General features: G+C 69.8%; 15 protein-coding genes and 1 tRNA gene. 6 read left to right on the top strand and 10 right to left on the bottom strand.

Annotation, left to right across the window (positions count from 1 at the left end):
• The first annotated feature begins 25 nt into the window (after window positions 1-25).
• Together ACSC1Q_RS24660 and ACSC1Q_RS24655 are read left to right on the top strand one after the other, a co-directional pair.
• On the top strand, window positions 26-217 hold the full coding sequence (locus ACSC1Q_RS24660; protein ID WP_436761071.1) for a hypothetical protein: 192 nt from the start codon (window positions 26-28) through the stop codon (window positions 215-217).
• Between the two features lie 394 nt (window positions 218-611).
• Window positions 612-1,574, top strand: coding sequence for a zinc-binding dehydrogenase (locus ACSC1Q_RS24655; protein ID WP_436761070.1), 963 nt, complete (start codon window positions 612-614; stop codon window positions 1,572-1,574).
• Between the two features lie 100 nt (window positions 1,575-1,674).
• Here ACSC1Q_RS24655 and ACSC1Q_RS24650 read toward each other — a convergent pair whose 3' ends face one another.
• Window positions 1,675-1,818, bottom strand: coding sequence for a hypothetical protein (locus ACSC1Q_RS24650; protein WP_436761069.1), 144 nt, complete (start codon window positions 1,816-1,818; stop codon window positions 1,675-1,677).
• A 76-nt stretch (window positions 1,819-1,894) separates the two neighbouring features.
• On the opposite strand from ACSC1Q_RS24650, the gene ACSC1Q_RS24645 reads away from it, so the two are divergent.
• Both ACSC1Q_RS24645 and ACSC1Q_RS24640 read left to right on the top strand, forming a co-directional pair.
• The gene (locus tag ACSC1Q_RS24645; RefSeq protein WP_436761068.1) at window positions 1,895-2,731 is read left to right on the top strand and encodes an MBL fold metallo-hydrolase; all 837 of its coding nucleotides are present in this window, start codon (window positions 1,895-1,897) and stop codon (window positions 2,729-2,731) included.
• A 93-nt stretch (window positions 2,732-2,824) separates the two neighbouring features.
• Entirely contained in the window at window positions 2,825-3,019 is a 195-nt protein-coding gene (locus ACSC1Q_RS24640) for a hypothetical protein (RefSeq protein WP_436761067.1), read from the top strand.
• A gap of 133 nt (window positions 3,020-3,152) precedes the next feature.
• On the opposite strand, the gene ACSC1Q_RS24635 is transcribed toward ACSC1Q_RS24640, so the two are convergent.
• From ACSC1Q_RS24635 to ACSC1Q_RS24615, 5 genes are all read right to left on the bottom strand, one after another.
• Window positions 3,153-4,649, bottom strand: a complete 1,497-nt coding sequence (locus ACSC1Q_RS24635; protein ID WP_436761066.1) for an FAD-dependent monooxygenase — start codon at window positions 4,647-4,649, stop codon at window positions 3,153-3,155.
• Between the two features lie 94 nt (window positions 4,650-4,743).
• Window positions 4,744-5,346, bottom strand: a complete 603-nt coding sequence (locus tag ACSC1Q_RS24630; protein ID WP_436761065.1) for an acyl-CoA-like ligand-binding transcription factor — start codon at window positions 5,344-5,346, stop codon at window positions 4,744-4,746.
• 256 nt (window positions 5,347-5,602) lie between these two features.
• Window positions 5,603-6,295, bottom strand: coding sequence for a DUF2306 domain-containing protein (locus ACSC1Q_RS24625; RefSeq protein WP_436761064.1), 693 nt, complete (start codon window positions 6,293-6,295; stop codon window positions 5,603-5,605).
• Window positions 6,296-6,394: 99 nt separating this feature from the next.
• Window positions 6,395-6,832, bottom strand: a complete 438-nt coding sequence (locus tag ACSC1Q_RS24620) for an SRPBCC family protein (protein ID WP_436761063.1) — start codon at window positions 6,830-6,832, stop codon at window positions 6,395-6,397.
• Window positions 6,833-6,891: 59 nt separating this feature from the next.
• Window positions 6,892-7,770, bottom strand: a complete 879-nt coding sequence (locus ACSC1Q_RS24615; RefSeq protein WP_436761062.1) for a helix-turn-helix domain-containing protein — start codon at window positions 7,768-7,770, stop codon at window positions 6,892-6,894.
• A gap of 419 nt (window positions 7,771-8,189) precedes the next feature.
• Between ACSC1Q_RS24615 and ACSC1Q_RS24610 the strand changes: the two genes are divergently transcribed.
• Window positions 8,190-8,858, top strand: a complete 669-nt coding sequence (locus tag ACSC1Q_RS24610; protein WP_436761061.1) for a Type 1 glutamine amidotransferase-like domain-containing protein — start codon at window positions 8,190-8,192, stop codon at window positions 8,856-8,858.
• Window positions 8,859-9,176: 318 nt separating this feature from the next.
• On the opposite strand, the gene ACSC1Q_RS24605 is transcribed toward ACSC1Q_RS24610, so the two are convergent.
• Together ACSC1Q_RS24605 and ACSC1Q_RS24600 are read right to left on the bottom strand one after the other, a co-directional pair.
• The gene (locus ACSC1Q_RS24605) at window positions 9,177-9,725 is read right to left on the bottom strand and encodes a MerR family transcriptional regulator (RefSeq protein ID WP_436761060.1); all 549 of its coding nucleotides are present in this window, start codon (window positions 9,723-9,725) and stop codon (window positions 9,177-9,179) included.
• 10 nt (window positions 9,726-9,735) lie between these two features.
• Window positions 9,736-10,596 (bottom strand): SDR family NAD(P)-dependent oxidoreductase, encoded by an 861-nt coding sequence (locus ACSC1Q_RS24600; RefSeq protein ID WP_436761059.1) that lies wholly within the window; start codon window positions 10,594-10,596, stop codon window positions 9,736-9,738.
• Between the two features lie 319 nt (window positions 10,597-10,915).
• On the opposite strand from ACSC1Q_RS24600, the gene ACSC1Q_RS24595 reads away from it, so the two are divergent.
• Window positions 10,916-11,275 (top strand): hypothetical protein, encoded by a 360-nt coding sequence (locus ACSC1Q_RS24595; RefSeq protein WP_436761058.1) that lies wholly within the window; start codon window positions 10,916-10,918, stop codon window positions 11,273-11,275.
• A gap of 150 nt (window positions 11,276-11,425) precedes the next feature.
• Here ACSC1Q_RS24595 and ACSC1Q_RS24590 read toward each other — a convergent pair.
• Window positions 11,426-11,502: transfer RNA gene (locus tag ACSC1Q_RS24590), tRNA-Ala, on the bottom strand.
• 57 nt (window positions 11,503-11,559) lie between these two features.
• Complete coding sequence (gene sepX, locus ACSC1Q_RS24585; RefSeq protein WP_436761057.1) at window positions 11,560-12,324, bottom strand: divisome protein SepX/GlpR; 765 nt, start codon at window positions 12,322-12,324, stop codon at window positions 11,560-11,562.
• Window positions 12,325-12,445: the final 121 nt, after the last annotated feature.

The raw sequence follows: 12,445 nt of genomic DNA, 5'->3' as shown, positions 1-12,445 counted from the left end.
ACGAGGAGTCGTCAGGATCGTCAGTGTGACGCTCGCCGTTCTGGTCGGGGCGCCGGCGCTGGGAGTCGCCGGGCTCGTCCTCTGGGACGGCGGCATCGACACCGATCCACGCCGGGCGATCCTCCCCGATGTCCGGATCGACCTGCGGACCGCCATGACACGGCTCGGTCCGATCGAGTACGACCTGTACGGCACCGAAGGCCCCGTGCTGCTGTGAGGTTCGCGGCCGAGAGGATACCCGGCGCGAAACGGTACTGGATGGAACACGAGGATCACCTGGGCTTCTGGCTCAGCCCGGGAGCGGGCCGGGCAGGCCGCGGCGCGGGACTTCCTCCGGCGACACGCGCCGGGCGAGTGAGCACTCGCCGAGGATCTGCGGGGGCGTTCACGAGCGGGCCCGACCGGGGAGGGAGCGAGCGTTCATCGCTTCCCGGGATCGGCCGGTGCCGATCACCGGCGAGAGCGGAAGAGGCACACGATCGTCGAGGCCGCCGCGGCGAGTCCGGGGGGCGCGGCTCACGGCCGCTTGACCTCGATCGAGGTCGAGGTTGGAGACTGCTCCGCACCGGTGTCGGACAGCCAGGCGCGAGGGAGCGACTGACGTGCGGGGGGTGAGGGTCACGAATTTCGGAAATCCCGAGGTGCTGGTCCCGGGCGAGGCCCCGGAGCCGGTCGCCGGGCCGGGACAGGTGGTGGTCGACGTGTCCGTCGCGGGCATCACGTTCGTCGAGACGCAGATCCGGCGTGGCGTCGACAGGTGGCACAGCAGGCCCGAGCTGCCGTACGTGCCGGGCGGCACGGTGGCCGGCCGGGTGAGTTCGCTCGGGAAGGACGTGGATCCAGCCTGGTCCGGGCGGCGCGTCATCGCCGGCGTCGGGGAGACCGGCGGCTTCGCCGAGCGTGCGGTGGCCGCCGCGAAGGACCTGATCCCGGTGCCGGAAGGGCTGGGACTACCGGAAGCCGTCGCCCTGCACACCGACGGCAGCACCGCGTGGGGCCTGGTCGAGGGAGCCCGGATTCGTCCTGGGGAGTGGGTGCTGGTCGAGGCGGCGGGCGGCGGTGTCGGCAGCCTGCTGGTGCAGCTGGCTCGGGCGGCCGGCGCCAGGGTCGTCGGAGCCGCGCGCGGCGCGCGGAAGCTGGAACTGGCTCGCGACCTGGGGGCGGAGGCCGCGGTCGACTACTCCGACCCGGACTGGGCGAAGCGGGTGCGTGAGGTAACCGGTGGCGCGGGCCCCGACGTGGTGTTCGACGGGGTCGGCGGGGAGATCGGCCGGGCAGCGTTCGAGGTGACGGCGGACGGTGGCCGTTTCTCCGTCCACGGCGCCTCCAGCGGCGAGGTCACGCTGATCGACCCCACGCGGGCGCGACGGCGCGCGGTCGAGGTGATCGGGATCGAGCAGCTCTTCGGTTTCGGGCCACGGATGGGGCGGTGGGCCGAGCAGGTGATGTCGGAGGCGCTGGCGGGCCGGATCCGGCCGGTCATCGGCCAGACCTTCCCCCTGGAACGCGCCGCGGCCGCGCACGCCGCGATCGAGTCACGGAGTGCCCTGGGGAAGACCCTGCTCCTGATCTGAGGCTCCTAATCTGAGCTCCTGATCCGACGGCGCCCCACGATGACCGGCGAGCCCGCTGCCCGCAGGCGTCACCGCCCCCACCACGCACGGCGACAACCGATCACACACCGGCTCGCAGCCGTCGGAAACAGCGGCGGTCCTCGAAGACGGTGTCGCGGAGGACGAGCGGGCTCCAGCGGTCGCCGAACACCTCGACGGCGGCGTTGACCGGGCATCCCGGCCGAGGCTCGTACGCTTCGCCCATAGTGCTTGCAATCTACCACCACTAGGTACTACGGTCTCGAAAAGCGGTTGCAAACCACAAGCGGAAGGGGCCACCCATGCTGAGGCAGGTCGCGGAGGGTGTGCTGGTCCACGAGAGCGAGTTCTGCCAGAGCAACGCCGTCGTCGTGCACGGCCGGGCCGGCGTGTTGCTCGTCGACCCCGGGGTGCAGGACCACGAAATGGTTTGCCTCGCGAACGACCTGTCCGATTCGGGGCAGACCGTCGCGGCGGGCTTCTCGACGCATCCGCATTGGGATCACCTGCTCTGGCACCCCCGGCTCGGCACGGCCCCTCGTCACGGCACGGCCCGCTGCGCGGCCAGTGTCCGGGAGCAGCTGTCCGACCCGGAGGCGAAGGCCGACATCGCCGCCCACCTGCTCGGCACGGAAATCGCCGGAAAGGTCCCGATGGACCTGCTCGGTCTCATCACCGCCCTGCCCGCCGGGACGGCGCGGATCCCATGGGACGGCCCTCAGGCCCGGATCATCGAGCATCAAGCGCACGCACCGGGCCATGCGGCGCTGTTCGTCGAAGAGAGCGGGGTGCTCGTCGCCGGCGACATGCTCTCCGATGTCCTGGTCCCGATGCTCGACCTGAACGACACCGCCGACCCGATCGAGGACTACCTCGCGGCGCTGCGACTGCTGGAGGACGTGGCGGGCGACGCCGACGTCATCGTCCCCGGCCACGGATCGGTCGGCGGGGCCGGTCAGGTACGCGCGCGGATCGAGCGGGATCGGGCGTACGTGCTCGCCCTGCGTGAGGGCCGTGATCCCGGTGACCCGCGGGTCGGCCCGTCGGCCAAGCCCGGCTGGGAGTGGGTGAGCGACGTGCACGACGGGCAGGCCCAGCGCCTCGCCCGGAGAAGCGAGCGCGAGGGGACGCCCGGCTAGAGATCGGTGCGCGACGCGACGCCAAGACGGAGAATCCGACGATGTCCGTGACCGGCCATCAGACGTTGCGGGCGCTCACACGAAGGATGATCGATGGAACCTCTGCCTCGCTCCCATATGTATCCTCTGACCCTCGGGTGGGCGATTCTCCTTCTCGGCGGATGCGGAGCGATCGTCTCCGGCGTCGACGACGACGCCATCCCCTTCTTGATCGCCAACTCCGCCGTCGGGCTGGCCTGCATCCTGACCGCCGTCGTGATGGCGATCTCAGGACGCGACTCCCAGTAGCGGGGCCGGTCGCCCGGAAACGGCCTCTGACCCGGCGGGGTTTCACGAGTACAGCCGACCCGCGAAGCGGTGGCGTCGTCAGAGATCGCTTCCCGGACGGGAGCCGATCGTTTGACGAGGTGTGCCCGTCCGGTCATCCCAGCCATCGTCGGATCGCCGTCCGGAGCGACGCGCGGGACTCCGCGTCCGGCCGCGGGACGTCGGTGGCCCATGCCACGTATCCGTCGGGCCGCAGCAGCAGCGCCGTGCACGGTACGGCGGAGCCGGGCAGTGCCGCGGTCGCGGGGTATCCCCAGTCGCCGCCGGTGAGGTCGATCAGGTGCGGGCGGCCGTCCCGGGTCAGCTCGGCGAGCCGGACACCGTCCTTGAGGTCCAGGTCGGGAGCCCACCGACCGGCCAGCGGATGGTCGACGCCCACGTCGTAGCGGATGTCGGCACCCGACATCAGGTCGGCGACACGGCGGACGTTGCGCGGGTCGCCGAGAAGTTCGGTGAACAGCGCGCGCAGGCCGGTGACCTCGCTGCCCGGGGCGATCAGCGCGGACTGGGCGCGCGAGGACATCACCACCCGCTCGGCGACCGGGCGTCGCTCGGACTCGTAGGTGTCGAGGAGACCGGCGGGGGCCGTGCCGCGTACGTCGGCCGCGAGTTTCCAGCCGAGGTTGACCGCGTCCTGCAGGCCGAGGTTGAGCCCGGGCCCGCCGATCGCCGAGTGCACGTGGGCGGCGTCGCCGACCAGTAGTACGCGGCCGTCCCGGAAACGCTCGGCCAGGCGGGTGTTGCCGCCGTTGAGCTTGCGCATCAGGTGCGGCCCCCGGCCGCCGGGCGGGCCGAAGGCGATGTCGACTTCGAGCACGCGGCGGGCGCTGGCCCGCAGTTCCGCGAGTGTGAGCGGCCCCTCGGCGTCCTGTCCGTTCCACTCCATGGTGGAGATCAGCGGTGCGGGGGCGCCCGGCAGGGGCGCGTACACGAACAACCCGTGCTCGGTCCGGTGGTGCAGGAGCGGCGGGACGGGTCCGTACCCGGGGATGTCGAGGCCGCCGGTGACCGGATCGACGAGTTCGGCCGGCACGACGGCGTGCGCGGTGCGCGCGATCGTCTCGTCTGTCGTCACGCCGGGGAAGGCGATCCCGGCCAGCTTGCGTGTGACGCTGTGCCCGCCGTCGGCGCCGACCAGGTAGCGGGTCTCGATCGTGTACGGCCCGGCCGGCCCGCCGGCCTGGAGGGTCACGCCATCCGCGTCCTGGGTGAATCCGGTGAGCTCGTGGCCGCGCCGGATCTCGACATGGAGCTCGGCGGCCCGTTCCTCCAGCATCCGCTCGATCCTGAGCTGCGGGACCGGAAGGAGGTAGAGGGGGTTGTCGTCCAGCGCGCTCAGATCGAGGGGCAGCGCGCCGAAGACGAATCCGGGCGCGGGCTGGGGCGGGCCCTGGTCTCCGGTGAGCCGCTCGTACAAACCTCGCCGGTCGAGCATCCGTACCACCTGGCCGACCAGGCCGTTGGCACGGTTCTCCCGGGTGCGCTCCGGCAGGCGCTCCAGGACCAGGGGACGGACTCCGGCCAGGCTGAGCTCGCAGGCCAGCATCAGGCCGTTGGGCCCGGCTCCGGCTATGACGACATCGGCGATCATGGTGCTCCTTCTGGGCATGACGGATCGACCGGCGGCGGGCCGGCCGATCCTCGACGAGGAAGGCGGGAAAGGTCCGGGAAAGGCCAGGGAAGGGTCAGGGCGCGGGCAGGCCGGCGGCGACCTGGCCGAGAGCGTCGCGCAGCAGTTCCTCGAACGGCGCCGGCGCGTCGCCGTGGAGCCACAGGTGGATGGCCGCGAGTATGGTGGCGCCGACCGCGCCGGCGACCAGGTGCGGATACAGATCACGATCGGCGTTGGTGCCGGTGCGCTCGGCGACCGCCGCGGCCAGCACGTCCAGCGCGGCCGTGTGGGCTTTGAGGAACTCGCCCCGCTGCTCCGGATGCTGGGTCATCAGCTTGACCCCGGCGCTCCAGCGCTCGTCGGCCGGGCGCTCGGCCTCCCGCATGCCGAGCGCGAACCGGGCGAACACGGCGTTGGTGATGGCCTCCCACAGGGGTTCGCCGTCCGGCCTGGACCTCAGCTCGTCGGCGATCTGCACCGCCCGGTCGAAGTGCCTGGCCGCGATCGCCTCACCCTTGCTGGAGAAGTAGTTGTTGAACGTGCGGTGCGAGACACCCGCCTCGGCGGCGATGTCCTCCACCTTGACGTTGTCGAAGCCACGCTCGACGGTCAGCTTGATCGCCGCCCAGCTCAGCGCGATCCGGGTCTCCTCCTTCTTGCGCTCTCTCAGCCCCATGCGGACACTCTACCCAAATTTGCGAGCCACGCAAAGATGCGAGCCACGCAAAAATGCGTGATTCGCATGTATGTACGGCCTTGCTCGATGCCTCCTCCTCGCGTCGCCGCATCGATCGGTTCGGACATGATTTCCACCTGGATGAGCTTGCCGGCACCGGCGAGACCGGGCACGACGCGGCCAGAGCCGCCACCAGGATCGGTGTACGCGGTGCCCCGGTGACCGGGGCACCGGGGCATGCCGCCCGGCGAGGCCGTCATACCGGCGTGGAGACCACCGGGGCGTCCCGGCGCTGCTGACGACGGGCCAGGGGCGCCAGCACGCGCTGGACGACGAAGTACTCGGCCACGAGGACGTTGCCCAGGATGGACGCCCATACGGCGGAGGTGTAGATCGCCTCGAATCCCGTCGAGGGGGACAGTTGCAGGCCGAGCAGCAGGTAGACGCGCAGGGTGACCGCGGCGAACGTCAGAGCGTAGTTACGGATCATCCAGATCCGGTGCAGCCGCACCTCGCCGCGGCGGATGCTCCGGTAGGCCATGGCCAGGGTGTACAGCCACGCCGCCACGAGGATGAGGAACGCGACCTGGACCGCGAAGCCGCTGATCGTGACCGCGGCATTGACCGCGGCCGCGATGGACGCGATCACGACGGAGACCATGTATACCCGGCCGAGGACGCGGTGCAGCGTGGGCCTGCGGACGCGGAGGCGGTTGACGAACTGCGCCGGCCCAAGAGCCAGGGCGAGGCCACCTGGGAGGGCGTGCACCATCAGGGACAGGTAGTGCAGCGCCACATCCGGGTTGAGCGGCAATGGGACGTTGGCCGCGTCTCCGGTCAGGTACGGCGGTACCGACGCGACGGCGAAGCCGACCGCGGACACCGCCATCAGCCCCCACAGCGCCCACCACCTCCGGCTGTGGATGGAGCGTGCTCTCGTCGTGGACATCGTGTGTCCCCTCACTGTCTCGGGTGGTCGAGGAACGACTGCCGGCCGCGGGGGACGCGTTGCGCCCCGGGCCTCGCCGCCACCATGGGGAGGTGCTGATCACCCATCGGCGGCGTTCGCGTATGCGGCGAGACCGTCGGCCATGCGTCGCATGAAGCGGGTCAGGTACCACTGCCAGAAACCACCCGAGAGCGGCATCTCAGGGGTGAAAGTGGCAGACCAGGTGATGTGCGTGCCCCCGCCGGGCACCGGGGCGAGATCGATGGTCCCGCGGTACGAACGGAAGGGCCCGCTCACGCTGTCGTAGACGAACCGCCGGTTGTCGATCGGTTCGACGATCCGCTCCCGGGAGACGCTACGGCCGCTGCGGAAGACCCTGGTGTCGCCGACCTCCTGCCGGTCCTCGGGATCGCCGCCCTCGACATCGGCGGAGTCGATCGGCGACCACCGGGGCCAGGTGGCCGCGCGGGCGAGCGCCGCGAAGACGGCGTCAGGAGCGGCCCGCGAGCGTGCGGTCACGCCATAGGAGTACGGCATGCCCCTAAACGTAGAAGCCGCCGACCTCGCTGGACATGCGGGCGATTGCGGTCGATCGATCAGTTCTTGCGGTACGTCGAGGGGCGGACACCCGTATGGCGCAGGAAGGCCGACGACAACGCGCCCGGAGTGGCGAACCCGCACCGCGGGGCGATCTGCTCGACGCTGAGAGAACTGGTGGACAGTAGCCGCCGCGCCTGCTCGATCCGCAACCGGGTGAGGTACCGGTGCGGTGTCTCGCCGGTAGCCTGCCGGAAAACACGGACAAAGTGGTACACACTCAGATGAACCTCGGCGGCGATCGTGGCCAGCGTCAGAGATTCCGCCAGGCGATCTCGCATGATGGCGACGCTCGCCCGGACGGCGGCATGCTCGGGACCGGGCGGGCACACGTCCCTGCCGCGAGTCAGCACGTGCGTCGAGAGAAACGCCGCGGCGGACTCCGCGTACAGGTCGCCGGCGCCGCCGGTGCCCGGCAGCGCGCGGAGAAGCTGCTCGACGACCGGATCTCCCCCTCGAAGGGCGGCGGACAACCCCTCGAAGTCGGGCTCACGACCGCCCAGCGCCCCCGCGGCCTCCCGGACGGCCGACGAGGGAATGTGCACCTGAACGGTCCGCAACCTGGACGTCGCCCGATACGTGAAGGAGGTGGCGCGCCCGGGAACCATGAGTTCCAGGTGGCCCGGCACCCAACGCCGCCCAACGGGCCTGCCTCCGGCGTACAGCCGGACGTCCGCGCTCCCCGCCACACACAGCACGATATGCAGGTCGGACACCGCGGGCAGCGGAAGGTGCTCGGCTTCGGACGCGTGGTCAAGACTCTGTACCAGCAGCGACCGCCAACCGGCGTTGTCCCAGCTGTTGTACGTGTGCCGCACATACGCCGGTGTGTCGAAATCGGCATAAGACGATGTATCGAAGTCAAGCGAATCGAACACACCACGAGTCTAGTCGGCGGTCAGATGCCTGACACGGCTCCAGAATCCGGGCCGCCCAGCGGTTTCGCTGACTTTTCGCTGACTCCGCCCAGCCGCCCGCCCCGGGGTGACCATGGCCACGAGAAGCCGCGCGTCCCGCGACCAACCCGAATTTGTCGGCCTTGTACGCCATGATCGGTGCTCGTATTAGTACATCCCCCAAGGAGTGCCATGGCCGTCACCGCGGAGCCGGATGGTCCGGCATCGACTGAAACGGCTGGACGCATCCCGCTCTACTCCATGCCCAGCGCGACGCGGGCGCCGACCCCGAATCCGGGAACGGACTTCCATGGACGGCCCCTCCGCCAAGCAGCCGGGCGCGGCCCGCCTGAAGCGGCTCTCGACGAGAGCGTCATGACCGCTACGTACAGGAGGCAGGAATGAAGCTTCTCCTCACTTCCGCCGGCGTCAAGAACCCGAGCATCCACAGCGCGCTGGTCGACTTACTGGGCAAACCGATCGCCGACTCCAACGCCCTCTGTATCCCCACCGCCGGCTACGGACACCCCCAGGGCAGTCCCGGCGGGGCATGGCGTTTCATCAGCGGCCGGTCCTCCACCCCCATGTGCGAGCTGGGCTGGAAGTCCTTGGGAGTGCTGGAACTCACCGCGCTGCCCAGCATCGACGAAGAACGCTGGATCTCCTGGGTCCGAGAGACGGACGTCCTGCTGGTGAATGGCGGCGACACCCTGTACCTGTGCCATTGGATGCGGCAGTCGGGGCTGGCGGATCTCCTGCCGTCGCTGAGCGAGACGGTCTGGGTGGGACTGAGCGCCGGAAGCATGGTGATGACCCCCCGTATTGGGGAGTACTTCGTCGAATGGGAACCGCCCGCCGGGAACGACAGCACACTGGGCATCGTCGACTTCTCGATCTTCCCGCACCTGGATCACGAGCTCCTGCCGGAGAACAGCATGGCCGACGCGGAAAAATGGGCGGCCGGAATCCCAGGTCCGGCCTATGCGATCGACGACGAGACCGCCATCAAAGTGACCGAGGGCACCGTCGACGTCGTGTCCGAGGGGCACTGGAGGCTGTTCTCCTCCTGACACTCTCCTCCTGACACCAACCCTCCTGACACCAACAGGGCCCGCACGGTGGTCGCCGACTTTTCGCCGACCCCGCTCCGCGAAGGCCCTCCGGAGGCCGTACGCCCCCAGGAGGACGAGGCGACCTCATAACCTCTGAGCAACAAAAAGGCCCGATTCCATGATCTGGATTCGGGCCTTTCGTCCTGTGGGGTGTTCACGAGTGCAGTTGAGCTTGGAGGATGCGAGGCCCTGAAGATCGTTTCCCGCAGGAGCTGTGGCCGGAGATTGGGGGGAAGGCCGGACTACCGCCAGCAGCCCGGCGAGCGTCGGCGTCCCTCACTCTGCCGGGAGTGCCCGTCGCAGCGGCTCGTCCGGCGGCGCCGTGCGGTCGGTACCGGTGATGGTGCCGAGGTCCTGAACGTCCGGCCCGGTCGAGCCCCCGTACGTGGCGATCTTGTATTCGACCGCCTTGAGGGAAAGGGTCAGCTCACGGATCCGGCGGCGGATGGTGTCGCGATGTTCGACCAGCGCATCGAGCCGCTCCGGCACCGTGTGCCCTCCGGCATCGACGAGCGAGATGTAGTGCTGCAGGTCACGCATCGGCATACCGGACAGCCGAATCCGGGTGAGGAACACCAGGCGCCGAACCGCTTCGGCGTCGTAGACGCGATGACCATTGCCGTCGCGGGCCACCTCGACGAGCCCGGCCCGCTCGTAATAGCGCAGCGTGTGGGGCGAGATGTCGAGGAGGTCGGCAACCTCGGCGATCGTCATCGTCTCGGGCAGATCGGCCAGGTCGGCGAGGCGGTGGATCGCCTCGACCGACAGCGGACCGTCGTCCCCAAGCGCTTCGAGCGCCCTGGTCATCAGATCGTCGGTGGCCATGACCACGAGCCTAGATGGGCCGTACCGATGCAGAGACACCCTCGAAGTCGGCGCTGCGGGCGGTCTCGGCCCACCGCTCGACCTCGTCCAGGCCGCGCCGGTAGGCACGCGAGATACGCTCGACCGCCTCACGCCCGAGCGGCAGCCGCAGCGGCACCTCGTCGCCGTGCGCGAGGGACACGATGATCTCGGCCGCCCGCGCCGGGTCGCCTTCCTGGCGACCGTCGGTCCCGGCCATGTCCGCACGGACGTTGGCGAGCACGTCACGGTAGGTCTCGGACGGCTCGGCGAACTCGAGCACATCGCCGGCGTTGAAGCCGGTCCTGAACCGGCTGGGCTCGACGAGCATCACCCGGATCCCGAACGGCGCGACCTCCCCGGCCAGGGCCTCGGACCAGCCTTCGAGGGCGAACTTCGACGCGGAGTACGCCGACACGCCGGGGAACGACGTCCGCCCACCCTGGCTGCTCATCTGCACGATCGTCCCGGTGCCCCGCTCACGCATCGTGGGCAGCGCCGCCCGGACGAGCGCGGCGGGGCCGAACAGGTGCAGATCCATCAACTCGCGCAACTGCGCGTCGCCGACCTCCTCGACCGCTCCGACCACGGCCCGGCCCGCGTTGTTGACCAGCACATCGAGCTGACCGAAGCGGTCGAGGGTGTCGCGCACGAGGTCCGCGGCCGCGGCGATGTCCCGGGCGTCGAACTTCGCGATCAGGCAGTTGTCCGGGTACCTGGCCTCCAGATCGGCCACACTCTCGGGCCGGCGCACCGCCGCCACCACGTGGTCGCCCGCCGCGAGCGCCGACTCCGCCAGTGCGCGTCCGAACCCGCGGGACGCGCCAGTGATGATCCAGGTCTGTGTCGTCATGGCGGGGACGCTATGCGTTCGAGCGCGCTCGAACGCAAAACCGACGTGACCACCAAAACGGAAGATCGCGATCAGAAGCGCAAAGGAACGTGGACCGCCACCTGCCCGCTCCGGCGCTTGAGGGCGAGCCGCTCACCCTGCGGCCAAACCCCGCGTCCTGCCCCCGGCCCCTGACCACGAGACCGGCGAACTACCGAAGATCTGCCACCAGCACACCATCACCCTGCACCCCGGCGACCTCGGCCACCTCGACAAGTTCCGCCAGGATCTGCGCTACCTCAGCCCTCCGTGGCGGGGGACGTACTCCGCCGCGAGGGCCATGACCGAAGGGCTGAACGGCCGCCTCAAGGGCCACGACCTCGCCCTCGGCGATCCGAAGAACAGACTCGCCCACGGCCGCGTCGCCCAGACCATCCTGGTCGCATTGCTCGTCACCGTCGCCAACGACCACTTCCTCGACCAGTGGCGCCACATCCACCAACCCCCAGACGAGCCCGACACATCCGCCGACATCTTCGAGATCCCAGCAGAGCGCCTCGACCGCTCACCGCTCACCGGCCGGAACAGGCCACCACCCGTCCCACAACCCGCACTTCAGATCACCGTGTCGCAACACCCGGCCCGGAACCGGCATCGCCATGTCCGGCGACGCGAACTCCGACCTCCACCAGCGCCCTGACATCACCCGGGCCTTCCCAGCCCCCTGCTCCGCGGCTCCCAACCCAGGGCGAACCCGATTCGGAATCCCTGAAACGACAAGATCCCGCCTGATCGCGATGATCAGACGGGATCCCGTCAACCTCAGTCCAGCCGTTTCAAGAACGGCTCCTGGTGGAGATGAGGGGATTCGAACCCCTGACCCCTTCGATGCGAACGAAGTGCGCTACCGGACTGCGCTACATCCCCAAGACGTGGACTAGATTAGCAAACATCCGGGGGCACTCGCGCCATCCGGAGCGCGGGTCAGTCGCCGACCGCGCGGCGGGGGGTCTCCGCGTATTGGTCGAAGATCTCGTCGCGGTGTGCGGCCAGGTCGATGATCTCTGCCACGGGGCGTTGGGCCTCCAGGAGGGCGGCGCGGCGGCGGGCGCGCTTGGCACGTTCCGCGTGGGCCCTGGCGATGGCTTCGCGCCGCTCGGCGTCGATCTGGACCGTGACCCTCAGAACGGCCATATAGGCGCCCAGAAGCACCACTGAGGGCGCCACACCCCACCAGGGGATGACCTGGACGGCGGCCGTCACCACGGAGGCGATCAGGAGCAGGACGCACCAGAGCGTCAGGCGCCTGCGCTTGGCCACCTGCTTGCCCCGGCGGCGGAGCTCCGCGCGGCGGCGCCCGGACGCGGCCCTGCCGGCGGCGATCCTGCCGGTCGCGGGCTTCCCGGCCACGGGTCGGGCGTGCGGGGCCTCACTCCCGGTCCCGGAACTCCCGGTCCCGGAACTCCCGGTCTCGGACGCTGCCAGGGTGCCCGGCGAGCCTTCCTCGGCACCGGGCGAAGAAAGATCCTCCTCCGAAGAGGACGAGGACAGGTCGTCGGAGGTGACGGGCAGGGGCTCGGTGAGGGTCTCCGCGGAGTCCTCGTCGATCGCCCGCTCGTCGTAGGCGTACGGCTCGATGTCCTTGTGACTCTCGGACAGGGTGTTGCGGTCGCGGTGCAGCCACATGGGCACGAGCACGCACAGCCACATGACGACGATGGCCAGATAGAGAACGACACCGCTGCTCACGGCCACCTCCGGGCAGCATGAAGACGCGCGTGGTCTCCCGGCGCCTTCAATCTGCTCATGTCACGCACCGTAAGACCGCGTGTCACTATTTGACGAGCATTCGATGCGGTGTGTCGCGAGA

The organism is Streptosporangium heterodermiicola (genome assembly GCF_051390675.1).
GTDB lineage: Bacteria > Actinomycetota > Actinomycetes > Streptosporangiales > Streptosporangiaceae > Streptosporangium.
The sequence above is the reverse complement of the archived record's forward strand: the minus strand, read 5'-3'. Positions and strand labels throughout refer to the sequence as shown.